Source organism: Streptomyces sp. DvalAA-43, from assembly GCF_900091725.1.
Lineage (GTDB): Bacteria > Actinomycetota > Actinomycetes > Streptomycetales > Streptomycetaceae > Streptomyces > Streptomyces pulveraceus.
Genome location: NZ_FMBW01000083.1, coordinates 12,746 through 35,936 on the forward strand (window position 1 = coordinate 12,746; position 23,191 = coordinate 35,936).

Here is a 23,191-nt window from a genome sequence, read left to right on the forward strand (position 1 = left end):
GTGATCAAGGAGTCATGCGAGGAGTCATGATATCTACCCGCGTAGAATTTCTGGCCAGGTACGCTGAGGGGACCTGCGGGGGTCTGGGGAGCCCCCCGGAGAAACAGCCGCACCACACCACCACCGGGAGTGCCAGTGGCACGCGTCGTAGTCGACGTCATGCTCAAGCCCGAGATCCTCGACCCGCAGGGACAGGCGGTGCAGCGTGCACTGCCCCGTCTCGGCTTCGAGGGAATCGCGGACGTACGTCAGGGAAAGCGTTTCGAGCTAGAGGTCGAGGGGCCGGTCGACGACGCCGCCCTCAGCCGTATTCACGAGATGGCCGAGACTTTTCTCGCCAACACCGTCATCGAGGACTTCACCGTGAAGGTGGAGAAGGCCGAGGAGTCGAAGTGACTTCCCGCCCGTCTCCCACCACCACCCGTGAGGGAGGCCCTTCGGGCCGCGGTAACACCCGAATCGGAGTCGTCACCTTTCCCGGCACGCTCGACGACCAGGACAGCCTGAGGGCCGTACGGCTCGCGGGCGCCGAACCCGTATCGCTGTGGCACCGCGACAAGGACCTGCACCAGGTCGACGCGGTCATCCTGGCGGGCGGCTTCTCCTACGGCGACTATCTGCGGGCCGGCGCCATCTCCCGCTTCTCGCCGGTCATGGAGACCATCATCGAGCAGGCGAAGGCGGGGATGCCGGTCCTCGGCATCTGCAACGGCTTCCAGATCCTGACCGAGGCGCATCTGCTGCCCGGCGCGATGCTGCGCAACAACCACCTGCACTTCATCTGCCGCGACCAGAAGCTGCGCGTCGAGAACGCGGAGACCGCCTGGACCTCGGACTACTCCGAAGGCCAGGAGATCTCCGTACCGCTCAAGAACATGGACGGGCGTTACGTCGCCGACGAGCGCGTGCTCGACGAGCTGGAGGCGGAGGGCCGTGTCGCCTTCCGCTACCTGGACATGAATCCCAACGGCTCGCTCCGCGACATCGCCGGCATCACCAACGCCGCGGGCAATGTCGTCGGCCTGATGCCGCACCCGGAGCACGCCGTCGAGCCGCTGATCGGAACCGGCCGCACCGACGGTCTCGGTTTCTTCACCTCGATCATCAAGAAGCTGGTCAACGCATGAGCCTGGATACGGTCAAGCACGCGGCCGGGACCCCGGACGTCGCGCAGCCCTGGAAGGAACTCGGCCTCAAGGAGGACGAGTACGCCCGGATCCGCGAGATCCTGGGCCGCCGTCCCACCGGTGCCGAGCTCGCCATGTACTCCGTGATGTGGTCCGAGCACTGCTCGTACAAGAGCAGCAAGGTCCACCTCAAGCAGTTCGGCGAGAAGGTCCCCGTCAACGACGCGATGCTCGTCGGCATCGGCGAGAACGCCGGTGTGGTCGACGTCGGTCAGGGGTACGCGGTCACCTTCAAGGTCGAGTCGCACAACCACCCCTCGTACATCGAGCCCTACCAGGGCGCGGCCACCGGCGTCGGCGGCATCGTCCGCGACATCCTCGCCATGGGCGCCCGCCCGGTCGCCGTCGTCGACCCGCTGCGCTTCGGCGCGGCCGACCACCCCGACACCAAGCGCGTCCTGCCGGGCGTCGTCGCGGGCATCGGCGGCTACGGCAACTGTCTGGGCCTGCCGAACATCGGCGGCGAGGTCGTCTTCGACGCCTGCTACCAGGGCAACCCGCTGGTCAACGCCGGCTGCATCGGCGTGATGAAGCACGAGGACATCCACCTGGCCCAGGCCTCCGGCCCCGGCAACAAGGTGATCCTCTACGGCGCCCGCACCGGCGGCGACGGCATCGGCGGCGTCTCGGTGCTGGCCTCGGAGACCTTCGAGTCGACCGGCCCGGCCAAGCGCCCGGCCGTCCAGGTCGGCGACCCGTTCCAGGAGAAGCTCCTCATCGAGTGCACCCTGGAGATCTTCAAGGAGAAGCTCGTCGCGGGCATCCAGGACCTCGGCGGCGCCGGGCTCTCCTGCGCCACGTCCGAGCTGGCCTCAGCCGGTTCCGGCGGCATGCGCGTCGAGCTGGACACCGTGCCGCTGCGCGACTCCTCCCTCTCGCCCGAGGAAATCCTCATGAGCGAGTCGCAGGAGCGCATGTGCGCGATCGTCGAGCCGCAGCACGTCGAGCGCTTCCTGGAGATCTGCGAGAAGTGGGACGTCATCGCCACCGTCATCGGTGAGGTGACCGAGGGCTCCCAGCTGGAGATCTTCTGGCACGGCGAGCAGATCGTCGACGTGCCGCCGCGGTCCGTCGCCCACGAGGGCCCGACGTACCACCGCCCGTTCGCCCGCCCGTCCTGGCAGGACGCGCTGCAGGCCGACGACGCGGGCAAGCTGGCCCGGCCGGCGAACGGCGCGGAGCTGCGCGAGCAGGTCCTCAAGCTGGTCGCCTCGCCGAACCAGGCGTCGAAGTCCTGGATCACGGACCAGTACGACCGGTTCGTGCAGGGCAACACCGTGCTCGCGATGCCCGAGGACGCCGGCATGGTCCGCATCGACGAGGAGTCCAACCTCGGCGTGGCCATGGCGACCGACGGCAACGGCCGGTACGCCAAGCTCGACCCGTACACCGGCGCGCAGCTCGCGCTGGCGGAGTCGTACCGCAACGTCGCCGCCTCCGGCGCCAAGCCGCTGGCCATCTCGGACTGCCTGAACTTCGGCTCGCCCGAGGACCCGGACGTCATGTGGCAGTTCGCCGAGGCCACCCGTGGTCTCGCGGACGGCTGCCTGGAGCTGGGCACCCCGGTCACCGGCGGCAATGTGTCGCTGTACAACCAGACCGGTGAGACGGCGATCCACCCGACGCCGGTCGTGGCCGTGCTCGGTGTGATCGACGATGTCACCCGGCGTACGCCGGTCGCCTTCGCGGAAGAGGGCCAGCTCCTCTACCTGCTGGGCGACACGCGTGAGGAGTTCGGCGGCTCGGCCTGGTCCGAGGTCGTCCACGGCCACCTCGGCGGCATGCCGCCCAAGGTCGACCTGGGCCGCGAGAAGCTGCTCGGCGAGATCCTGATCTCGGCCTCCCGCGACGGCATGATCGACGCGGCGCACGACCTCTCCGACGGCGGTCTGATCCAGGCGGTCACCGAGTCCTGCCTGCGCGGTGGGAAGGGTGCCCGGCTGGTCGTGCCGGACGGTCTGGACGCGTTCACCTTCCTCTTCTCCGAGTCGGCGGGGCGCGCGGTCGTCTCCGTACCCCGGAGTGAGGAGCTCCGCTTCAACGACATGTGCGGGGCGCGGGGTCTGCCCGTCTCCCGGATCGGTGTCGTGGACGGCGAGGAGATCGAGATCCAGGGCGAGTTCAGCATTCCGCTGAGCGAGCTGCGTACGGCGCACGAGGCGACCATTCCGGCCCTGCTCGCCTGATGTCGTCGGTTCCTTCGGTTCCTTCCTGACGAGGACGGCCCCGCCCGGTTCATGGGCGGGGCCTTTTTCGTGTCCCGATGAGGGCCGGGGAGGGGTCCGTAGGGGCTGGTGGGATTCCGTTTCACCGGTGGAGCGACGGCGTTCCGGCGCCCGCACCGGCCTCCGGCTCCGCTTCTGCCTGCACCTTCACCGGTTCTGGATTCACCGGTTCCGGTTCGCGCCGGGTGGGCAGCCGGGTCGCCAGTACGGTCGCCAGGAGCATCACTCCGGTCGCGGTCCAGAAGACCACGTTCGTCGAGGTGACGAAGGCGTCCAGCGCCTGCCGACGGGCATGGCCGGTCAGCCGGCCGATGGTGCTGGTCGTGCCGCCGGGCCCGTGGGCCGCGTAGACCCTGCTGAGTACGGTGCCGAAGAAGGCGGCGCCCAGCGCGCTGCCGAGGGTCTGGAAGAACCGGACGCCGGTGGTGGCCACGCCCAGCTGATCGGCGGGTGCGGTGTCCTGGACCAGGTGGATCAACTGCCCCACGAGCTGCCCGAAACCGATGCCCATCAGCAGCAGCGCGATGCGGACCGTCCAGAGGCTGGTGTCCGTGGAGAGCGTGGCGAGCAGTGCCAGGGCGGCGGACGCGCTGACGGTGCCGCTGACGACGAAGGTCTTCTGCGACCAGCCGGCCGTGGTGAGCCGTTCGGAGAGCAGGCCGACGGCCGCCATGCCGATCGCCATCGGGATCAGATAGAGCCCGGCCGACGAGGCGGCGATACCGCGGACGACCTGGAGATAGATCATCACGTAGACCATCGAGCCCATCATGGCCGCGCCGACCAGGCCCTGGATGGCGAAGCCGTACCGGAGCTCACGGATCCTGAACAGGCCGAGCGGCAGCACCGGTTCGGCGGCGGTGGCCTGGCGGCGTACGAAGAGGACGAGCGCGGCGACGGTCGCCACGAGGAGGCCGATGATCAGCGGGGACGACCAGGCGTGGTCCTTGCCACCCCACTCGGTGACGAGCAGCAGCAGGGTGGAGAAGGCGGCCGCGAGCCCGGCGCCCAGGAAGTCGATCGTGCGGCGGGTGGTCCGTACGGGCAGCTTCAGCACCCGGACCGCCGCGGCCAGGACGGCGAGGCCGAACGGCAGATTGACGTAGAAGATCCACCGCCAGTCGGCGTGGTCGGCGAGCGCCCCGCCGAGCCACGGCCCGAGCGCCATCCCCGCCCCCGCGACGATCCCGCCGACGCTGCCGCCCTTGCCGCCGTCCTTCTCCTCGGGGCCCTTCAGCTCACGCAGCACGACCATGGTGACGCTCATCAGCCCGCCGCCGCCGATGCCCTGGAGCGCGCGGGCGGCGATCAGCCACCCCATGGAACCGGCCATTCCGCACAGCGCCGAACCGGTGAGGAAGGTGGCGACGGCCCCGATGAAGACCTTCTTGGCGCCGAGTACGTCGCAGAGTTTGCCGTAGAGCGGCAGCGCGGCGGTCGCGGCGAGCTGATAGGCGGCGATCAGCCAGGGGATCTTGTCGACGCCGTGCACCGGGTCGAGATCCCTGACGATCGGCACGGTCGCCGACGAGACGATGTTCGTGTCGAGCACGGCCAGCAGGATCGTGGCGATGCAGAGCACGAACCCGATGATGCGCTGACGGTCGGTCATGACGGGTGGTCCGGCTGCGGACATGACGGGGCTCCCCCTCCGGAGCGGCGTGGTGCCGCTGTGGCAGGCACCACCATGACCCAAGAAAATATATTGAGTCAAGAATTAATCTAGGATCAAGATTCATCCTGGTACAGTGACGCCATGACCGAGGGGATGAGCCTGCGCGAGCGCAAGAAGCTCCGGACACGGCACCGCCTGCTGGCCGCGGCCACCGAACTCTTCGCCGAGCGAGGCTTCGACAAGGTCTCGGTCGCCGAGATCGCGGAGGCGGCCGACGTATCGAAGATGACCGTCTTCAACTACTTCTCCGGCAAGGAGGACCTGGTCCTCGCCCCCATGGAGGAGCACGTCGGCGATGTCGCGCGCGCGGTACGGGACCGGGCCCCCGGCGAATCCGCCCTGGCGGCCGTGCACGGGCAGTTCCTGGCCGGGGTCGAGAACCGCGACCCCTCGGTCGGAATGAGCGATGCGCCGGTGGTACTCAGGGTGCGCCGGCTGATCGTGGAGACCCCGGCGCTCCTCACCCGGGCCCACGCGTTCTCCATGCGCTCCTTCGACCTGCTCGCCGAAGCGCTGGTCGAGGAGGGCGAGGAGCCGTACATCGCCCGGATCGCGGCGGCCCAGCTGATCGGCACCCGTAACGCCCTCATCAACGCGAACCACGTGCGGCTGCTGGCGGGTGACCCGGCGGACGCGATCGCACCTGACGCCGTCGCGCTCGCCGAGCGCGGTTTCGGACTGCTCGCCGACGGCCTGGCCGACTTCGCGACCCGGGCCTGAGGCCGCCGGGGCCGTTCGCCCTCCGCGCCGCACCGGCCCCGGGCAGGCCGTAGGCTCCCGGGCATGCCGCCGTCCCAGAAACGCGCCCGCCGCTACGACCCGGTCCGGACCCGCAGCGCGGTCCTGGCGCAGTTCGCCCATGTCCGCGAGGCAGTCAGGACCCTGACGCCCGGACAGCTCGCGCTGCCGACCCGGCTCGGCGACTGGACCGTGCGCGAGCTGGCCGCCCATCTGACCATGGCGCTCTCCGGCGTCACCCGGAGCCTGGACATGCCCGCCCCCGCCCCGGCGAAGTCCGAGCTGACACTCGTCGAGTGGCCGGCCTCGACCGCCGACCGGGCCGCGCGCATCGCGGACGACACCCGCGCGCTCGCCGCCGGCCACCCCGACCTGGACGCGCTGTACGGGGAGGTCGCTGGGCGGTTCGAGGAAATGGTGCCCGGGGCCGGCGACGAACGGCTGCTGACGACGCGGGTCGGGATGATGCGGCTGGCCGACTTCCTCGTCACCCGTACCGTCGAACTCGTCGTGCACACCGACGACCTGAACGAGGCGGCCGGCCTCGACATCCCGTACGACCGGCAGGCGCTCGCCGCCTGCACCCGGCTGCTCGCCGACGCCCTCGCGGAGAAGGCCCCGGGCGGCTCGGTCGAGGTGCGGATCCCGCCGTTCGCCGTCGTCCAGTGCGTGCCCGGCCCCCGGCACACCCGCGGTACGCCGCCCAATGTCGTCGAGACCGATCCGCTCACCTGGATCCGGCTCGCCACCGGGCGTACGGAGTGGGCGCGGGCGCTCGACGAGGCGAAGGTCGGAGCCAGCGGGGAGCGCGCCGATCTCGCCGCCCTGCTGCCCCTGATGGGCTGAGCGGGGAACCGTACGGCCGCCCGCGCCGTCCCAGCCGCATGCGGAATCAATGGATGGCCGTAGCAGCGCTCGCTCTCCTCGCTCTTGCCGCCTGCGGCAGGGAGACGGGGTCCGGGGCCGGTTCGGGGGACGGCGACGGCAGCGGTTCGGTACGGACCGGGCCGCGCGTGACCGGCGTCCACTGGAACGTCGACTCGGTGACGGCCGGGGGGCGGCGGACCGCGGCCCCGGACGGCGCCCATGTCGTGATCGACGCCAAAGGCAGGGCCACCGGAAATTTCGGCTGCAACCGCTTCACCGCCGAGACCCGCACGGACGGCGACACGATCACCGTACGGCAGGCCACGACCACGGCGATGGGCTGCGAGAAGGACGCCGAGCGGTTCGAGAAGGCCATGTCCCGCGCCTTCGGCGGCGAACTCGCCGTCGCCGTCACGGGCAGGAACCTGACCCTGACCACGGCGACCGGCGACTCCATCGCCCTCACCTCGGAGCCCCCGGCCCCGCTCACCGGCACCACCTGGACCGTCACCTCGCTGGTGTCCGGCACGACCTCCTCGTCGCTGCCCGGGAACCCCGAGAACGCGGAGCGCAAGGCCCGGCTCACCTTCGGCGAGGACGGCTCCGTACGGGGCACCCTCGGCTGCAACTCGTTCCGCGGCACCGCGGAGGTCACCGGTTCCACCATCACCTTCGGCCCGGCCGGCGGCACCAAGATGATGTGCCCGGACCCCGGGATGAAGCTGGAACGCGCCCTGCTGGCGATCCTGGACGGGCGGACCACGTACCGGATCGACCACCGCACGCTGTCCCTCACCGCGGCGAACGGCGAGGGACTGAGGGCCGTCCCGCAGGCGTGACGGACCGAATCCGGCATCTGGCAAAGCCGGTCACGGGGGAGGAGGACGTGCGGACGGCGGTCCCGAAGGCCGCATCCCGGGCATCCCGGTGTGAGGCTCGCCACGAAACGCGTGTTCGGCCGGGCTCCGTACCGGGCCGCCGACCGCCTCACCGAGCGCCACCATCGGGCCCGGCGGGCCGCCCGGCCCGAATGGCCGGAATCCGACGGTAACCGGGCGCTGATCCGGGCGACCGCCGCCCCCTGGCCCGATCCGAACCCCGCCGGAGCCGGTGGATGATCACTCCGGGTGACGGCCGGAAGGCTCCTCCGAACCACCGCCGGGAGCGCTTCCCCGGTGGTCCGGCCCGGTATCCCTAATTCGGACCAGTGGTCGATCTCGCCTACACTCGGTGGCGTGCCTCGTGGTGATGGACGACTCAACCACGACCTGCTCCCCGGAGAGAAAGGCCCCCAGGACGCTTGCGGCGTCTTCGGTGTCTGGGCTCCGGGCGAAGAGGTCGCCAAGCTCACCTATTTCGGACTGTATGCCCTGCAGCACCGTGGACAGGAGTCCGCGGGCATCGCAGTGAGCAACGGGTCCCAGATCCTGGTCTTCAAGGACATGGGACTGGTCTCGCAGGTCTTCGACGAAACGTCTCTGGGATCCCTCCAGGGCCATATCGCGGTCGGTCATGCCCGCTACTCCACCACCGGTGCCTCGGTGTGGGAGAACGCGCAGCCGACGTTCCGTGCGACCGCGCACGGCTCGATCGCCCTGGGTCACAACGGCAATCTGGTCAATACGGCCCAGCTCGCCGAGATGGTCGCAGACCTTCCCCGCAAGGATGGCCGCGCCACCCAGGTCGCCGCGACGAACGACACCGATCTGGTGACCGCGCTGCTCGCCGGCCAGACCGACGACGACGGCAAGCCGCTCACCATCGAGGAGGCCGCCGCCAAGGTGCTTCCCGAGGTGCGGGGCGCCTTCTCCCTCGTCTTCATGGACGAGCACACCCTCTACGCCGCCCGTGACCCGCAGGGCATCCGCCCGCTGGTCCTCGGCCGCCTGGAGCGCGGCTGGGTGGTGGCCTCCGAGTCCGCCGCCCTCGACATCTGCGGTGCGAGCTTCGTCCGCGAGATCGAGCCGGGCGAGCTCGTCGCCATCGACGAGAACGGCCTGCGCACCTCGCGCTTCGCGGAAGCGAAGCCCAAGGGCTGTGTCTTCGAGTACGTCTATCTGGCCCGCCCCGACACCGACATCGCCGGGCGCAATGTCTACCTCTCCCGGGTGGAGATGGGCCGCAAGCTGGCCGCCGAGGCCCCGGTCGAGGCCGACCTCGTCATAGCGACGCCGGAATCCGGCACCCCCGCCGCCATCGGTTACGCGGAGGCCAGCGGCATTCCGTTCGGCGCCGGACTGGTGAAGAACGCCTACGTCGGCCGGACCTTCATCCAGCCGTCCCAGACAATCCGGCAGCTGGGCATCCGCCTCAAGCTGAACCCGCTCAAGGAAGTCATCAAGGGCAAGCGCCTGGTGGTCGTCGACGACTCGATCGTCCGCGGCAACACCCAGCGCGCACTGGTCCGGATGCTCCGCGAGGCCGGTGCCGCCGAGATCCACATCCGGATCTCGTCCCCGCCGGTGAAGTGGCCCTGCTTCTTCGGTATCGACTTCGCGACCCGCGCCGAGCTGATCGCCAACGGGATGAGCGTCGACGAGATCGCCACGTCGATGGGCGCGGACTCGCTCGCGTACATCTCGCTCGACGCCATGGTCGAGGCGACGACGATCGCCAAGCCGAATCTGTGCCGTGCCTGCTTCGACGGCGAGTACCCCATGGAGCTCCCGGACCCGGAGCTGCTCGGCAAGCAGCTGCTGGAGACCGAGCTGGCGGCAGGCCCGGCGGCGACCGCCGCGTCCGACGCACTGCGTCGTCCGTGACGGCCCAGCCGTACACCTCCGGCCACCAGCCCCGTATTTCCACACGAAAGATCCCAGGCAATGTCTGAGACAACAGGTGCTTCCTACGCGGCAGCGGGCGTCGACATCGAGGCCGGCGACCGCGCCGTCGAGCTGATGAAGGAGTGGGTGAAGAAGACGCAGCGCCCCGAGGTCGCGGGCCTCGGCGGCCTCGGCGGCTTCGCCGGCCTCTTCGACGCCTCGGCGCTCAAGCGCTACGAGCGTCCGCTCCTCGCCTCCGCCACCGACGGCGTCGGCACGAAGGTCGACCTCGCCCGCAAGATGGGCGTGTACGACACCATCGGCCACGACCTCGTCGGCATGGTCGTCGACGACCTGGTCGTCTGCGGTGCCGAGCCGCTCTTCATGACCGACTACATCTGCGTCGGCAAGGTGCACCCCGAGCGGGTCGCGGCCATCGTGAAGGGCATCGCCGAGGGCTGTGTCCTCGCGGGCTGTTCCCTGGTCGGCGGCGAGACGGCCGAGCACCCGGGCCTCCTCGGCCCGGACGACTTCGATGTCGCCGGTGCCGGTACGGGCGTGGTCGAGGCCGATCTGCTGCTGGGCCCGGACCGTATCCGTAAGGGTGACGTGGTGATCGCCATGGCGTCGTCCGGTCTTCACTCCAACGGGTACTCGCTCGTCCGGCACGTGGTCTTCGACCGGGCCGGCTGGTCGCTGGACCGGCAGGTCGAGGAGTTCGGCCGCACGCTCGGCGAGGAGCTCCTGGAGCCCACCAAGATCTACTCGCTGGACTGCCTGGCGCTCACCCGCACGACCGAGGTGCACGGCTTCAGCCACATCACCGGCGGCGGCCTGGCCAACAACCTGGCCCGGGTCATCCCGGACGGGCTGCACGCCCGGGTCGACCGCTCCACCTGGACGCCCGGCGCGGTCTTCGACCTGGTCGGCCGCACGGGACAGGTCGAGCAGCTGGAGCTGGAGAAGACGCTGAACATGGGCGTCGGCATGATCGCGATCGTCCCGGCCGAGTCCGTGGACGTGGCACTGACGACGCTGGCCGACCGCGGGGTCGAGTCCTGGGTCGCGGGCGAGATCACCGAGCGCGGGGCGCACACCTCGGGCGCGGAGCTCGTCGGTGGGTACGCGCGATAGCCGAGGGCGGGCACACCGGGTCGCCCCGGTGTCCGTCACTTCCTCGGCCGCCGGGATTCCCAGTGGATCCGGCGGTCGGGGAGAGCGTCAGGCAGTCCGGTTCCCCGACCGGACCGGGGCAGCACAGAACCCGGTCCGGGACAGGCCCGGACCGGGTTGATGTGTCAGCGCGAGGTCAAGCGCCGCGGCGCCGTGACGACGGACCGGACTTGTCGTCCTCGTCCTCGTCCTCGTCGTCGTTGTACAGATCCGCGTACTGTGCGTACGGGTCATCTTCCTCGTCGTCGTCCTCGAACGGCTCTGCGTTCGGTGGTTGACTCGAAGGCGATGCGCCCAGCTCATTGGCCAGACGCGACAGGTCAGTCCCGCCGCTGCTGTACTTCAGCTGGCGGGCGACCTTTGTCTGCTTGGCCTTTGCCCGGCCGCGCCCCATGGCTCGACCCCCTCGGTGACGGGGCTCGACGGCCCCAGAGTCTTGACACGCGTTCATGTTTCAGGACGGACTCTCGGCTGAGAGACCGTGCCCGTAGGGCTTTAACGGTACCTGCTTCCGCGGCCATACGGTACGCCGCCCGCATCACGCGCCCCGGAAGGAGACCTGCGAGAAGCCCCGTCCTCGCTGGTCAACTGCGATTTTAACCTCTTCTTGGCATGCGACCCGCCGACCGGCGTGAGTCTTGTCTCGCCGGTCGGCGGGTCGGTGGACCACGAGCGGTGCGGACGCGGGGTGACGCGTCCGGCACCGTCAGCGTCGGCGGGCTTCGGCCATTCGCTGCTCGGCGATCCGGTCGGCCGCGGCGGCCGGCGGAATACCGTCGGCCTTCGCACGTGCGAATATGGCCAGCGTGGTGTCGAAGATCTTCGTCGCCTTGGCCTTGCAGCGGTCGAAGTCGAAGCCGTGCAGCTCGTCGGCGACCTGGATGACCCCGCCCGCGTTCACCACGTAGTCGGGCGCGTACAGGATCGACCGGTCCGCGAGGTCCTTCTCGACGCCGGGGTGCGCGAGCTGGTTGTTGGCCGCCCCGCACACCACCGAGGCCGTGAGCACCGCGACGCTGTCGTCGTTCAGCGCGCCGCCGAGCGCGCACGGGGCGTAGATGTCGAGGCCCTCGGTACGGATCAGCGCGTCGGTGTCCGCGACGACGGCGACCCCGGGATGCTTGTCGGTGATCCGGCGTACGGATTCCTCCCGCACATCCGTGATCACGACCTCCGCGCCGTCCGAGAGCAGATGCTCGACCAGGTAGTGGCCGACCTTGCCGACCCCGGCGACCCCCACTTTTCGGCCACGCAGCGTCGGGTCGCCCCAGAGGTGCTGTGCCGAGGCCCGCATGCCCTGGAAGACACCGAACGCGGTGAGGACCGAGGAGTCGCCGGCGCCGCCGTTCTCGGGGGAGCGGCCGGTGGTCCAGCGGCACTCGCGCGCGACGACGTCCATGTCGGCGACGTAGGTGCCGACATCGCAGGCCGTCACGTACCGCCCGCCGAGCGAGGCCACGAACCGGCCGTAGGCCAGCAGCAGTTCCTCCGACTTGATCAGCTCGGGGTCGCCGATGATGACGGCCTTGCCACCGCCGTGGTCGAGACCGGCCATGGCGTTCTTGTACGACATTCCGCGCGCGAGGTTCAGCGCGTCCGCGACGGCCTCCTGCTCGGAGGCGTACGGATAGAAACGGGTGCCGCCGAGGGCCGGGCCCAGGGCGGTGGAGTGAAGGGCGATGACGGCCTTGAGGCCGGTGGCGCGGTCCTGGCAGAGCACGACTTGTTCGTGTCCACCCTGCTCCGAGTGGAACAAGGTGTGCAGTACATCAACAGGCGCGCCGGTCACATCGGTCACTGTGGTGACTCCCAAGTACGAAGCGGCGAGGACCCTCCTGAAGGTGGGGAGGGCCGTGGACCGGCCGGCACGGCCGGTCCGACAGGGCAAGAGGGTAAGTCCTCCGCGGACGCGGATCCGGTCCAGTGCCCGGGATCACCCCCCGGCGGAGTACGGGCGTGACACGATCTGCTGCATGTCGGTGGTGTCTTCGGTGCTCGTCCCTTACGCGTCCTACCTCCGGGTGTACGAGCCGCTGGCCGCCTTCCCGGAGCCCGAACGCGCCCACTGGGCGCGGTACGCCGGGCGGGCCCGGATCCCCACGGCCCAGGACGAACTGCGCCGCTCGCTGGCCGACTTGGCGGCCACGCCGCCGGTCGCTGTGCCGGTCCACGAGAGCGGGGACGCGTTCGTCGCCGAGGTCGACGGGGTGGTGTGCGTCTGTCCGTGGCGGACCAGGCTGCGCGGCTGGCTGGCGCTGGAGGGGCTGACGGAGATGTTCCCCGGGCCGGTGCTCGACGCGGTGCTGCCGCCGGTGGTGCGCGGGCAGGCGGCCGTGGACCACGAGCGGTGGGCGGAGCGGAATCCGGACGCCAGGCCGTGGATCCGTACCTCGGTGTGGCAGGTGCCGGTGCGGTGGTTCGTGCTCTTCTCCGACGAGGAGCGGGAGCACGTGGCGGCGGGCGAGGACGGTGCCGCGCCGGTGCTGCGGTACCGGACGCCGATGGTGCAGGCCCGCCGCAGGCTGGCCCGCGCGCTGAAGACGCTGCGGGACTCGGTGGACGGGGGAGGGCTGACCGAGGGGCTCGTGGACGTGGGGCGCTGGCTGGAGGAGTTCCATCCCCGTGCGCTGGTCGAGCTGGACTACGGCGGTCTGGTGCACGCGCTGTCGGCGGAGCAGCTCGCCGGGGACCGGTCGGCGGCCGATGTGGCCGAGGGCATCGCGGCGCTGCGGACCGGGGACACCGAGCGGGCGGGCGAGGCGTACAGCCGGCTGGCGGAGCGCTGGCGAGCCGTGAGGGATCGTCAGTTCGCGAACTGATGAGGCGGAATCCGCGTCTGTCCCTGTGTCCTGTGTGACGGGTGGGAACGAAGAGGCGGAATCGTACTCCTGTGATCTTGGGACCTACGTCCCGAACCGGGCCTTTGCCCTCAAGCGTGATGGATAGCACTAACTGGGCCCTTGCGCCCTTCCCTACTCCTCATGCCAAAATAGGACAAGGAGCCCCGGGAGGGCGCCTTCCGTCCAACTAAGGGCGGAATGCTCGGCATTGCACGCTATGGGGGGTCTGATGGCTCCTGATCGCTCTGTGACTGATCGTCACGGCGGGGTGACTGTCCGCTATGGCATGGTCCATCGGCTTCCGTCGCTGATGAACACCTGGGAGGGCAATTCCATCGGTTTGGCCGACGTGGCTGGACGGATGGTGTAGTTGTAGTGCCGAGGACAAGCCGTTCGTCCTATAACCGACTCGGCCCGCGTCCGCCATTTCGGGCAACGTGGGTCAAGGTGCAGAATTTAGAGGAAAGAACCGAGATGGTTCGGTTCTCCCGAGGAGGCCGCTCATGACCGCTCGCACCCCTGATGCCGAGCCGCTGCTGACCCCGGCTGAGGTTGCCACGATGTTCCGCGTGGACCCGAAGACGGTTACCCGCTGGGCCAAGGCCGGCAAGCTCACGTCCATCCGCACGCTCGGTGGACATCGCCGGTACCGCGAGGCAGAGGTCCGCGCACTGCTTGCGGGTATTCCGCAGCAGCGCAGCGAGGCCTGACACACCCCCTGTCACGCCGCAACAACCGGGCTTCCGGGTCCCCCAACCCGCACAGGCCCACCCATAGCTCCACATGACGGGCGCCCGCCCCAACGGGCGCCATACCTGTGCCTTACGGGTGCGTCATCCGATCGCGCTGGACTCCGCCGGGTCCAGCGCGATCTTTTTGTGCCCGCGTCCGTGCCCGCGCACCCGGCGGCCGGGACCGTCCGGCAGGGGTGCCGGAAACCGCGCGTGCGGTCCGGTCCGGACGGGTCGGCGTGCGGGCTTGGGCGGGTCTGTTCGGGACTGTTCCGGACTGGCCGGGGAGGCCGGGCCGGGTGAGTCCGGAAGGTTCTGCGGTGCCCCCGTCCGACAGGTGCAATTGCACATATTAAATTCGCCAGTTGTAGGAAGGGAGTAAAGTCACCACTTCGCAAAACTCTTTCGGTGACTCCCGTCACACTGCGCGAGCCTTGCCAAGTACGAGCCTGCCACCGCCGGGAAGGGGAATGCCCCGCCATTGGTCACCCGCTCGGGGGACTTTCGTCCCTGGCTTCCACGGGGCCGCCCTGGCGCCCTGTGCGGGGGTCCGGCGGTTCGGGGGCGGAATCGGTCCGGCGGGCCGTCACGGGCTCCATGGCGAGCCGCAGGAGCCGATGGCAGACCGGACAGTGGCGGGTGAGGTGGCGGCCGGAAGCGGCGGCCAGATGGGCGCGCAGCAGCGCGTGGGTCTGGTGTGCGACGGATGCGGCCATACGCGCCACCTTCCGGTGGACCGCCGCCCCGCACCGGGAAATCAGGGGCGGCCCCTCCTGTCTGACTACTCGTCGGCGGCCGCCGGAGTCAAGACACGCGAAAGCCCGGATCCAGAAGGATCCGGGCTTTCGTTACTGCGGTCCTGACGGGATTTGAACCCGCGGCCTCCACCTTGACAGGGTGGCGAGCACTCCAAACTGCTCCACAGGACCAGGTTTTCGCTGCCTTCCTTGCGGCTGGCTGCGAAGACAGACTGTACAGCAGGTCAGAGGGTCAGGTCGAACTCACCGTAGGTGGCGGCTCCGTCACGGCCGGAACGGACCGTCCGGACGGTCGGTCTCACGGTGCCGCGGCGTCGATCGCCTTCACGATCCGCTTGTCGGAGACCGGGTAGGCCGTCCCCAGCGCATGGGCGAAATAGCTGACCCGGAGTTCCTCGATCATCCAGCGGATGTCCAGGACCTCCTGCGGTACGGGCCTGCCCCGCGGCATCTGTTCGAGCAGCCAGGCGTACTCGTCCTGCATCTCGTGGACCTTCTCCATGCGCGTGGTGTCGCGCTGGACGGCCGTCGGCATCTGCTGGAGCCGGCGGTCCACGGCGACCAGGTAGCGCATCAGGTCGGGCAGCCTGCGCAGCCCGGTCTTCGTCACGAAGCCCGGCGGCACCAGGGCCGCGAGCTGGTCCCGCGCGTCGGTGACGTTGTTGACCAGGACCAGGCTGTTGGTGGCCTTCAGGCGCCGCTCGCAGGCCTGCCAGGCGGCCAGCACCTGCTGGACCTGCTTGACCGTGTGCTCGGTCAGGGCGACGAGGTCGGTACGGACCTTGTCGTAGAGCTTCCGGAACGATTCCTCGTCCCAGGCCGGGCCGCCGTGCGCGCCGATCAGCCGGTCGGCGGCCGCCGTCGCGCAGTCCTCGAACAGCGCCTGGATGGAGCCGTGCGGATTGCGGGACAGGGCGAGCTTCTGCTGGTTCGTCAGCTTGTCGGAGGCGAACTTCGCCGGGTTCACCGGGACGTTCAGCATGATCAGCTTCCGGGTGCCCAGCCACATCGCCTGCTGCTGCTCGGCCTCGGTGTCGAAGAGCCGTACGGCGACGGTCTCGCCCTGGTCCACCAGCGCCGGGTACGCCTTGACCGGCTGACCGGCCCTTCTGGTCTCGAAGACGCGGTTCAGCGTGCCGATCGTCCAGTCCGTGAGGCCCGAACGCTCGATGGACTCGCCCGAGGGCCCCGCGGTGGCCGCGGCGGCCTTGGAGAGCGCCTGACGGGCCTTGGGGCGCAGCTGGACCTTCAGCGCCTCCAGGTCCTTGTCCTCGGCCACCTTGCGGCGCCGCTCGTCGACGATCCGGAATGTGATCTTCAGGTGGTCCGGGACGCGGCCCAGGTCGAAGTCGTCGGCCGTGACCGGGACGCCGACCATCCGCTGGAGCTCCCGGGCGAGCGTGACCGGCAGCGGCTCCTGGAGCGGAACGGCCCGGTCCAGGAACTTGTCCGCGTAGTTCGGCGCGGGGACGTAGTGCCGGCGGACCGGCTTGGGCAGCGAGCGGATCAGCTCGGTGACCACTTCCTCCCGCAGGCCCGGGATCTGCCAGTCGAAGCCCTCGGCGGTGACCTGGTTGAGCACCTGGAGCGGGATGTGGACGGTCACACCGTCGGCGTCCGCGCCCGGCTCGAACTGGTACGTCACCTTGAACTTGAGCTTCCCCTGGCGCCAGGAGTCCGGGTAGTCGTCCTTGGTGACGGCCCCGGCCTTCTCGTTGATGAGCATCGAGCGCTCGAAGTCCAGCGCGTCCGGCTCGTCCCGGCGCTTGTGCTTCCACCAGGAGTCGAAGTGCGCCCCGGAGACCACGTGGTCGGGGATCCGCTGGTCGTAGAAGTCGAAGAGCGTCTCGTCGTCCACGAGGATGTCGCGGCGCCGGGCGCGGTGCTCCAGCTCCTCGACCTCGCCGAGCAGCTTGCGGTTGTCGTGGAAGAACTGGTGGTGGGTCCGCCAGTCGCCCTCGACCAGGGCGTTGCGGATGAACAGATCGCGGGAGGTCTCGGCGTCGATACGGCCGAAATTGATCTTGCGCTGGGCGACGATCGGCACCCCGTAGAGCGTGACCCGCTCGTACGCCATCACCGCCGCCTGGTCCTTCTCCCAGTGCGGCTCGCTGTAGGTGCGCTTGAGCAGGTGCTGGGCCAGCGGCTCGATCCACTCCGGCTCGACCCTGGCGTTGACCCGCGCCCACAGCCGGGACGTCTCGACCAGCTCGGCCGACATCACGAACCGCGGCTGCTTCTTGAAGAGCGCCGACCCCGGGAAGATCGCGAACTTGGCGCTGCGCGCACCCAGGTACTCGTTCTTCTCGGTGTCCTTCAGCCCGATGTGCGACAGCAGCCCGGCCAGCAGCGAGGTGTGCACCGACTGCTCCGGGGCGTCGTCCTCGTTGAGCTGGATGCCCATCTGCTTGGCGACCGTACGCAGCTGCGCGTAGATGTCCTGCCATTCGCGGATGCGCAGGAAGTTCAGATACTCCTGCTTGCACATCCGGCGGAAGCTGGACGAGCCGCGCTCCTTCTGCTGCTCGCGGATGTACCGCCACAGATTCAGGAACGCCAGGAAGTCGGACGTCTCGTCCTTGAAGCGGGCGTGCTGCTGATCGGCCTGGGTCTGCTTCTCCGAGGGCCGCTCGCGCGGGTCCTGGATGGAGAGCGCCGCCGCGATGACCATGACCTCGCGGGCACAGCCGTTCCGCTCCGCCTCGATGACCATGCGGGCCAGGCGCGGGTCGACGGGCAGCTGCGAGAGCTTCCGGCCCAGCGGGGTGAGCCGCTTCTTCGGATCCTTTTCCTCGGGATCGAGTGCGCCGAGCTCCTGGAGGAGCTGGATGCCGTCGCGGATGTTCCGGTGGTCCGGCGGGTCGATGAAGGGGAACTTCTCGATGTCGCCCAGGCCGGCCGCGGTCATCTGGAGGATGACGGAGGCCAGGTTCGTACGGAGGATCTCCGGGTCGGTGAACTCCGGGCGGGTCAGGAAGTCGTCCTCGGAGTACAGCCGGACGCAGATGCCGTCCGACGTACGGCCGCAGCGGCCCTTGCGCTGATTGGCGCTGGCCTGCGAGATCCGCTCGATCGGCAGCCGCTGGACCTTGGTGCGGTGGCTGTAGCGGGAGATGCGGGCGTTGCCCGGGTCGATCACGTACTTGATGCCGGGGACGGTCAGCGAGGTCTCGGCGACGTTGGTCGCCAGGACGATCCGGCGGCCGGTATGGCGCTGGAAGACGCGGTGCTGCTCGGCGTGCGAGAGCCGGGCGTAGAGCGGGAGCACCTCGGTGTGGCGGAGGTTCCGCTTGTTCAGGGCGTCCGCCGTGTCACGGATCTCCCGCTCGCCGGAGAGGAAGACCAGGATGTCGCCCGGACCCTCCGTCTGGAGCTCGTCCACGGCATCGCAGATCGCGGTGATCTGGTCGCGGTCGGAGTCGTCCGTGTCCTCTTCGAGGAGCGGGCGGTAGCGCACCTCGACCGGGTACGTACGTCCGCTGACCTCGACGATCGGCGCCTCGCCGAAGTGCCGCGCGAAACGCTCCGGGTCGATCGTCGCGGAGGTGATGACGACCTTCAGGTCCGGGCGCTTGGGCAGCAGCCGGGCCAGATAGCCGAGCAGGAAGTCGATGTTCAGCGACCGCTCGTGGGCCTCGTCGATGATGATCGTGTCGTAGGCGCGCAGCTCGCGGTCCGTCTGGATCTCGGCGAGCAGGATGCCGTCCGTCATCAGCTTCACGAACGTGGCGTCGGGGTTCACCTGGTCGGTGAAGCGGACCTTCCAGCCGACCGCCTCGCCCAGCGGCGTCTTCAGCTCGTCCGCGACGCGCTCGGCGACCGTACGGGCCGCGATCCGGCGCGGCTGGGTGTGCCCGATCATGCCCCGGACCCCGCGCCCCAGCTCCATACAGATCTTCGGGATCTGCGTGGTCTTGCCGGAGCCGGTCTCCCCGGCGACGATCACGACCTGGTGGTCGCGTATCGCCTCCAGGATCTCGTCCTTCTTCTGACTGACCGGGAGCTGTTCCGGGTACGACAGGGCAGGCATCCGCGCGGCACGCGACGAAAGCCGCTCGGCCGCCTGCCCGGCCTCGGCGGCGATCTCGTCCAGCACGGCCTGCCGGGCCTCGGGCTTGCGGATGCGGCGCGCCCCTTCGAGGCGGCGGCCGAGCCGGTGCGCGTCGCGGAGCGAGATCTGTCCGAGCCGGTTCTGGAGATCAGCGAAGGAAGTAGACATACGGAGCCCAGGATCTCACCCGGGCCCGAGGAAGGGCGAACACATTTCGTGCGGCCCGGGTCACCCCCGGGCACCGCGCGGAGGCGTGGGATCACAGCACGTACCATTTCGGGCAGCTGATCCCGTCGCCCCTGTCACCCCTGTCGCCCCCGTCCGGAAAGGCCGGTCGCCGTGTCCCGTACGCAGTGGTGCTGCCTGTCGGCGGTGCTCGCGGTCGTGCTGGGGCTGTTCTGCGGACCGGCGACGGCCGCCCCCGGCGACGTCGCGTCCATGACCGCCGTCGTGGCCGCCGCCACGCCCCCGGACGCACCCGCGACCACGGACGGGGCCACGAGCGCGGACGCTCCGGCCGACCCCGGGCCCGCGGTGGCGGCGCCCGCCGACCGGCCCCCGGCGCCGGGCTGCCGCAAGACCAGGAAGCACGACGGCGAACCCGCGCTCCCGGGCCGGGCGCGGGCCGCGTACGACCAGGCCCCCGGCCTCGCCGGGTGGGGCCTGCCCGCCGCCATCGGCCAGGGCCCGCTCCACCCGCCCGTACGGCTGAAGCTGCGCGCGCCCGCGCCCGCCGCGCCCACTCCCGTCGAACTCTCCGTGCTGAGGGTGTAGCCGGCCGCCTCCACCCGGCCGTCCCCCTTCCCTCCCGCATCACCAGCACGGAGTCCCGCATGCCCGAGTCCACGCCCGCACGCAAGCCCTCGTCCGCACGCAAGCCGTCGCCCGCACGCAAGCCCACGCCCGGGAACAAGAACAGGAAGCCGCTGATCTACGGCGCCGGAGTCGTTCTCGCCGCCGCGCTGCTCGGCTTCGTCTCCTACCGGGCCACCGCCCCCGACCACTCGTCCCCCGGCTCCTCCTCGGTCGCCGACACCACCGCCGACCCGGACACCGGCGTCTACCCGGAGCTGGCGAAGCTCGCCCGCCGCGACGCCGCCGACAAGCTCGCCCAGGGCCGGGCCGACGCGCCCGTGGTCCTCATCGAGTACGCCGACTTCAAGTGCGGCTACTGCGGCAAGTTCGCCCGCGACACCGAACCCGCCCTGGTGAAGAAGTACGTCGACAACGGCACCCTGCGCATCGAGTGGCGCAACTTCCCGATCTTCGGCGCCGAGTCCGAGGCCGCCGCCCGCGCCGCCTGGGCCGCCGGGCAGCAGGACCGCTTCTGGCAGTTCCACGCCGCCGCGTACGCCGAGGGCGCCAAGGAGAAGGGCTTCGGCAAGGACCGGCTCAAGGAGCTCGCCCGCCAGGCCGGGGTCGCCGACCTCGCCCGCTTCGCCCGCGACGCGGACAGCCCCGCCGCCTCCGCCGCCGTGTCCGAGGACCAGGAACAGGGGTACGGGATCGGCGCCACCTCCACCCCGTCGTTCCTGATCAACGGCCGCCCGATCGCCGGAGCCCAGCCCATGGAGACCTTCACCTCGGCCGTCGAGGCTGCGGCCGAGAAGGCCCGCGCCACCGAGGACGCCAAGAGCGGCAAGGGCGCCGGGGACGGCGAGAAGTGACCGCCGACATCGGCTACTTCGCGGCCTTCCTCGGCGGACTGCTCGCCCTGGTCAGCCCGTGCAGCGCACTGCTGCTGCCCGCCTTCTTCGCCTACTCCATCGACTCCGCCTCGCGGCTCCTGGCCCGTACCGGCATCTTCTACGCCGGACTGGCCACCACCCTGGTCCCGCTCGGCGCGGCGGGCTCGTTCGCCGGACGGCTCTTCTACCGCCACCGCGACGCGCTCGTCCTCGGCGCGGGCTGGCTGATCATCGCGCTCGGTATCGCCCAGATCGTGGGTCTGGGCTTCGCCTCGCGCCGGATCGCCGCCCTCAGCGGCAGGATCCGCCCGACCACCGCCCTCTCGGTCTACGCGCTGGGCGCCGTATACGGACTGGCCGGCTTCTGCGCCGGTCCGATCCTCGGCAGCGTCCTCACCGTGGCGGCGGTCAGCGGCAGCCCGGTCTACGGCGGACTGCTGCTCGCCGTCTACGCCCTGGGCATGGCGGTCCCGCTCTTCCTGCTCGCGCTGCTCTGGGAACGCTTCGACCTGGGGCGCCGGGCCTGGCTGCGCGGCCGCACCTTCCGGCTCGGCCGCTTCGAGCTGCACACCACGACCCTGCTGTCCGGTCTGTTCTTCATCGCGCTCGGCGCGTTGTTCCTCGTGTACGACGGGACGACGGCGCTGCCCGGACTGCTGGACGTGGACGATTCGTTCGCCGTCGAGCAGTGGGCCCAGCGCATCGGCGAGCATGTGCCGGACGCCATGGCGCTGGTGGCCGTGGTCGCGGTGGTCCTGCTGGTTCTGGCGGTACGGGCGTGGCGCGGCCGGGCCGGTGTGAACTCGGCGGACCAAGAAGAGGTCTGACACGGCGAAGGCCCCGTCCAGTGGACGGGGCCTTCGGGTGGTGGCTGGGGCCGGGATCGAACCGGCGACCTATCGCTTTTCAGGCGATCGCTCGTACCAACTGAGCTACCCAGCCACGCAGCTCAAAAAGCTGCAGCGGTCCTGACGGGATTTGAACCCGCGGCCTCCACCTTGACAGGGTGGCGAGCACTCCAAACTGCTCCACAGGACCAAGCTAATGTGCGAGACAAGTCTCGCACACAGTAAAGCGTGCCCCCAACGGGATTCGAACCCGTGCTACCGCCTTGAAAGGGCGGCGTCCTGGGCCACTAGACGATGAGGGCTAAGGGCCCACCTGCGCGCTTTCCAGCGCGTCGGGGACGTGAGAAGCATATGGGATGGCGGCGGCTATCGCCAAAACGGTTTACGGCGGGGGAGAAGCGGGGGTGTGGGCGCCGTCGCGGAGGGGCGGTCGGGCCGGGGCGCCGCGGCCGGTCGTACGGGACAATGGCGGGGTGCTGGAGATGACGCGCGAAGAGTTCGAAGAACTGGTCGCCGAGGCGCTGGACCGGATCCCGCCGGAGCTGACGCGGCTGATGGACAACGTCGCGGTGTTCGTCGAGGACGAGCCCGATCCGGGCGATCCGGAGCTGCTCGGGCTGTACGAGGGCACGCCGCTGACCGATCGCGGCGAGTGGTACGCGGGGGTGCTGCCGGACCGGATCACCATCTACCGCGGGCCGACCCTCCGGATGTGCGAGTCCCGCGAGGACGTGGTCGCCGAGACCGAGATCACGGTCGTCCACGAGATCGCCCATCACTTCGGCATCGACGACGCGAGGCTGCACGCGCTCGGCTACGGGTGAGCGCCCTCCCCGGGGGCGTTCGACGGGGCGTCCGCCGGGGGGTTCACGGCGGCGCGCGGGCGGGGCGTGGCGGGTGTGCGGGTGGTGTGCGGGCCGGGTCGGGGCGTGTCCCCGGCGGGGCAAAGGAAGTTGGGCACGGCGCCCCCTCTCCTTCCCGTACCGCCCCGCTCCCTACCCCGTATCCCGGAGGTGCCCCTCGTGCGCCAGTTGTCCGTTCCTCTCCGATGGGCGGCCGTCATCGCCGCGACGGTCGCCGCGTCCACCGGCTGCATGAGCATCGGCGACGACGAGGGGAAACCGGAGCCGTCGCCCACCCCGTCGACCGGGCACGGGGGGAGCGCGGCCCGGCCGGACGGCGGCACCGTGGCGGGCACGGGCCGGGTCCGTACCGGTGGCGGTGGGGCCGAGGCGCACTCCGAGCGGGAGGCCGTCGAGTCACCGGAGCCGAGCGGTTCCGCCGGGTCCTCGTCCGGCCCCGGCGACCCGCGCCCGGGGGCGGAGCCGGGCAGCGCGGAGCCGACGCGGGGCGGCCCGCTGCCGACGCCCTCGGCCTCGAAGCCGGGGCCCGGGGTGCCGCAGCAGTCCGCGTCCCCGGAGCCGTCCGGGCCGGCGACCCCCGAGCCGCCGAGCTCGCCCGAGCCGGAACCGTCCGAACCTCCGCCTCCGCCGCCGTCCGCCTCGCCGGCGGCGCGGCTGCGCAGTGAGGCGATGCGGGCTCTGGGGGAGTCGGTGCCGCTGCGGACGCCTGAGGCATCGCCGCAGGTGGGGCCGGTATAGCGGGGGGCTGGGAACGGCCGGTTTGCGCGATGTGGGGGGGAGTGCGT

General features: G+C 70.3%; 20 protein-coding genes and 4 tRNA genes. 15 read left to right on the plus strand and 9 right to left on the minus strand.

Annotated elements, in window-relative coordinates; translation table 11 throughout:
- The first annotated feature begins 135 nt into the window (after positions 1-135).
- The 3 genes from purS to purL all read left to right on the plus strand — a co-directional run bounded on the left by purS (position 136) and on the right by purL (position 3,373).
- The gene (gene purS / locus GA0115234_RS34100; RefSeq protein WP_176729353.1) at positions 136-396 is read left to right on the plus strand and encodes a phosphoribosylformylglycinamidine synthase subunit PurS; all 261 of its coding nucleotides are present in this window, start codon (positions 136-138) and stop codon (positions 394-396) included.
- A 62-nt stretch (positions 397-458) separates the two neighbouring features.
- Entirely contained in the window at positions 459-1,127 is a 669-nt protein-coding gene (gene purQ / locus GA0115234_RS34105) for a phosphoribosylformylglycinamidine synthase subunit PurQ (RefSeq protein WP_093549594.1), read from the plus strand.
- Positions 1,124-3,373 (plus strand): phosphoribosylformylglycinamidine synthase subunit PurL, encoded by a 2,250-nt coding sequence (gene purL, locus GA0115234_RS34110; RefSeq protein WP_093549484.1) that lies wholly within the window; start codon positions 1,124-1,126, stop codon positions 3,371-3,373. The genes purQ and purL overlap by 4 nt, the downstream gene beginning before the upstream one ends.
- A gap of 121 nt (positions 3,374-3,494) precedes the next feature.
- Here purL and GA0115234_RS34115 read toward each other — a convergent pair whose 3' ends face one another.
- Positions 3,495-5,048, minus strand: coding sequence for an MFS transporter (locus GA0115234_RS34115; protein WP_237541960.1), 1,554 nt, complete (start codon positions 5,046-5,048; stop codon positions 3,495-3,497).
- A gap of 120 nt (positions 5,049-5,168) precedes the next feature.
- On the opposite strand from GA0115234_RS34115, the gene GA0115234_RS34120 reads away from it, so the two are divergent.
- The 5 genes from GA0115234_RS34120 (at position 5,169) to purM (ending at position 10,588) form a co-directional block, all read left to right on the plus strand.
- Positions 5,169-5,807, plus strand: coding sequence for a TetR/AcrR family transcriptional regulator (locus tag GA0115234_RS34120; protein WP_093549488.1), 639 nt, complete (start codon positions 5,169-5,171; stop codon positions 5,805-5,807).
- A 63-nt stretch (positions 5,808-5,870) separates the two neighbouring features.
- Positions 5,871-6,671, plus strand: a complete 801-nt coding sequence (locus tag GA0115234_RS34125; RefSeq protein WP_093549490.1) for a maleylpyruvate isomerase family mycothiol-dependent enzyme — start codon at positions 5,871-5,873, stop codon at positions 6,669-6,671.
- Between the two features lie 53 nt (positions 6,672-6,724).
- Positions 6,725-7,531: an META domain-containing protein gene (locus tag GA0115234_RS34130; protein WP_237541962.1), complete on the plus strand. Its 807-nt coding sequence runs from the start codon at positions 6,725-6,727 to the stop codon at positions 7,529-7,531.
- Positions 7,532-7,927: 396 nt separating this feature from the next.
- Positions 7,928-9,454, plus strand: a complete 1,527-nt coding sequence (gene purF, locus GA0115234_RS34135; protein ID WP_093549494.1) for an amidophosphoribosyltransferase — start codon at positions 7,928-7,930, stop codon at positions 9,452-9,454.
- A 60-nt stretch (positions 9,455-9,514) separates the two neighbouring features.
- Complete coding sequence (purM, locus tag GA0115234_RS34140; RefSeq protein WP_093549496.1) at positions 9,515-10,588, plus strand: phosphoribosylformylglycinamidine cyclo-ligase; 1,074 nt, start codon at positions 9,515-9,517, stop codon at positions 10,586-10,588.
- A gap of 175 nt (positions 10,589-10,763) precedes the next feature.
- Here purM and GA0115234_RS34145 read toward each other — a convergent pair whose 3' ends face one another.
- Entirely contained in the window at positions 10,764-11,021 is a 258-nt protein-coding gene (locus tag GA0115234_RS34145) for a DUF3073 domain-containing protein (protein ID WP_093549498.1), read from the minus strand.
- 312 nt (positions 11,022-11,333) lie between these two features.
- On the minus strand, positions 11,334-12,425 hold the full coding sequence (locus GA0115234_RS34150; RefSeq protein WP_093549500.1) for a Leu/Phe/Val dehydrogenase: 1,092 nt from the start codon (positions 12,423-12,425) through the stop codon (positions 11,334-11,336).
- 175 nt (positions 12,426-12,600) lie between these two features.
- Here GA0115234_RS34150 and GA0115234_RS34155 point away from each other — a divergent pair, with 175 nt between their 5' ends.
- Both GA0115234_RS34155 and bldC read left to right on the plus strand, forming a co-directional pair.
- Positions 12,601-13,446, plus strand: coding sequence for a hypothetical protein (locus GA0115234_RS34155; RefSeq protein ID WP_093549502.1), 846 nt, complete (start codon positions 12,601-12,603; stop codon positions 13,444-13,446).
- A 524-nt stretch (positions 13,447-13,970) separates the two neighbouring features.
- A complete protein-coding gene (bldC, locus tag GA0115234_RS34160; protein WP_003949541.1) occupies positions 13,971-14,177 on the plus strand; it encodes a developmental transcriptional regulator BldC in 207 nt (68 codons plus the stop codon).
- 506 nt (positions 14,178-14,683) lie between these two features.
- On the opposite strand, the gene GA0115234_RS34165 is transcribed toward bldC, so the two are convergent.
- From GA0115234_RS34165 to hrpA, 3 genes are all read right to left on the minus strand, one after another.
- Positions 14,684-14,914, minus strand: coding sequence for a DUF6274 family protein (locus GA0115234_RS34165; protein ID WP_093549504.1), 231 nt, complete (start codon positions 14,912-14,914; stop codon positions 14,684-14,686).
- A gap of 138 nt (positions 14,915-15,052) precedes the next feature.
- A tRNA-Asp gene (locus tag GA0115234_RS34170) sits at positions 15,053-15,127 on the minus strand.
- A gap of 127 nt (positions 15,128-15,254) precedes the next feature.
- Complete coding sequence (gene hrpA, locus GA0115234_RS34175; RefSeq protein WP_093549506.1) at positions 15,255-19,175, minus strand: ATP-dependent RNA helicase HrpA; 3,921 nt, start codon at positions 19,173-19,175, stop codon at positions 15,255-15,257.
- A 171-nt stretch (positions 19,176-19,346) separates the two neighbouring features.
- On the opposite strand from hrpA, the gene GA0115234_RS34180 reads away from it, so the two are divergent.
- Genes GA0115234_RS34180 through GA0115234_RS34190 form a run of 3 tightly spaced genes read left to right on the plus strand, consistent with a single transcriptional unit; the run spans position 19,347 to position 21,522 of the window.
- On the plus strand, positions 19,347-19,781 hold the full coding sequence (locus tag GA0115234_RS34180) for a hypothetical protein (protein WP_093549508.1): 435 nt from the start codon (positions 19,347-19,349) through the stop codon (positions 19,779-19,781).
- Positions 19,782-19,840: 59 nt separating this feature from the next.
- Positions 19,841-20,674 carry a DsbA family protein gene (locus GA0115234_RS34185; protein WP_093549510.1) on the plus strand — a complete coding sequence of 278 codons (834 nt, stop codon included), beginning with the start codon at positions 19,841-19,843 and terminating at the stop codon, positions 20,672-20,674.
- On the plus strand, positions 20,671-21,522 hold the full coding sequence (locus GA0115234_RS34190; protein WP_093549512.1) for a cytochrome c biogenesis CcdA family protein: 852 nt from the start codon (positions 20,671-20,673) through the stop codon (positions 21,520-21,522). Before GA0115234_RS34185 ends, GA0115234_RS34190 begins: the two co-directional genes overlap by 4 nt.
- A 38-nt stretch (positions 21,523-21,560) precedes the next feature.
- Here the strand turns inward: GA0115234_RS34190 and GA0115234_RS34195 are convergent.
- The 3 genes from GA0115234_RS34195 to GA0115234_RS34205 form a co-directional block, all read right to left on the minus strand.
- Positions 21,561-21,637 (minus strand) — tRNA-Phe (locus GA0115234_RS34195).
- A 21-nt stretch (positions 21,638-21,658) separates the two neighbouring features.
- Positions 21,659-21,733: transfer RNA gene (locus tag GA0115234_RS34200), tRNA-Asp, on the minus strand.
- A 39-nt stretch (positions 21,734-21,772) separates the two neighbouring features.
- A tRNA-Glu gene (locus GA0115234_RS34205) sits at positions 21,773-21,845 on the minus strand.
- A 171-nt stretch (positions 21,846-22,016) separates the two neighbouring features.
- Between GA0115234_RS34205 and GA0115234_RS34210 the strand changes: the two genes are divergently transcribed.
- Together GA0115234_RS34210 and GA0115234_RS34215 are read left to right on the plus strand one after the other, a co-directional pair.
- Positions 22,017-22,367: a metallopeptidase family protein gene (locus tag GA0115234_RS34210; RefSeq protein ID WP_206433537.1), complete on the plus strand. Its 351-nt coding sequence runs from the start codon at positions 22,017-22,019 to the stop codon at positions 22,365-22,367.
- A 198-nt stretch (positions 22,368-22,565) separates the two neighbouring features.
- Complete coding sequence (locus tag GA0115234_RS34215; protein ID WP_093549514.1) at positions 22,566-23,144, plus strand: hypothetical protein; 579 nt, start codon at positions 22,566-22,568, stop codon at positions 23,142-23,144.
- The last annotated feature ends 47 nt before the right edge of the window (positions 23,145-23,191 follow it).

What these genes read in the sequence shown, in the direction of transcription:
- GA0115234_RS34145 (WP_093549498.1), bottom strand. Translation starts at nt 11,021, where the DNA reads ATGGGGCGCGGCCGGGCAAAGGCCAAGCAGACAAAGGTCGCCCGCCAG.
- GA0115234_RS34185 (WP_093549510.1), top strand. Translation starts at nt 19,841, where the DNA reads ATGCCCGAGTCCACGCCCGCACGCAAGCCCTCGTCCGCACGCAAGCCG.
- GA0115234_RS34120 (WP_093549488.1), top strand. Translation starts at nt 5,169, where the DNA reads ATGACCGAGGGGATGAGCCTGCGCGAGCGCAAGAAGCTCCGGACACGG.
- GA0115234_RS34165 (WP_093549504.1), bottom strand. Translation starts at nt 14,914, where the DNA reads ATGGCCGCATCCGTCGCACACCAGACCCACGCGCTGCTGCGCGCCCAT.
- GA0115234_RS34115 (WP_237541960.1), bottom strand. Translation starts at nt 5,048, where the DNA reads ATGTCCGCAGCCGGACCACCCGTCATGACCGACCGTCAGCGCATCATC.
- GA0115234_RS34130 (WP_237541962.1), top strand. Translation starts at nt 6,725, where the DNA reads ATGGCCGTAGCAGCGCTCGCTCTCCTCGCTCTTGCCGCCTGCGGCAGG.
- purM (WP_093549496.1), top strand. Translation starts at nt 9,515, where the DNA reads ATGTCTGAGACAACAGGTGCTTCCTACGCGGCAGCGGGCGTCGACATC.
- hrpA (WP_093549506.1), bottom strand. Translation starts at nt 19,175, where the DNA reads ATGTCTACTTCCTTCGCTGATCTCCAGAACCGGCTCGGACAGATCTCG.
- GA0115234_RS34125 (WP_093549490.1), top strand. Translation starts at nt 5,871, where the DNA reads ATGCCGCCGTCCCAGAAACGCGCCCGCCGCTACGACCCGGTCCGGACC.
- GA0115234_RS34155 (WP_093549502.1), top strand. Translation starts at nt 12,601, where the DNA reads ATGTCGGTGGTGTCTTCGGTGCTCGTCCCTTACGCGTCCTACCTCCGG.
- bldC (WP_003949541.1), top strand. Translation starts at nt 13,971, where the DNA reads ATGACCGCTCGCACCCCTGATGCCGAGCCGCTGCTGACCCCGGCTGAG.
- purL (WP_093549484.1), top strand. Translation starts at nt 1,124, where the DNA reads ATGAGCCTGGATACGGTCAAGCACGCGGCCGGGACCCCGGACGTCGCG.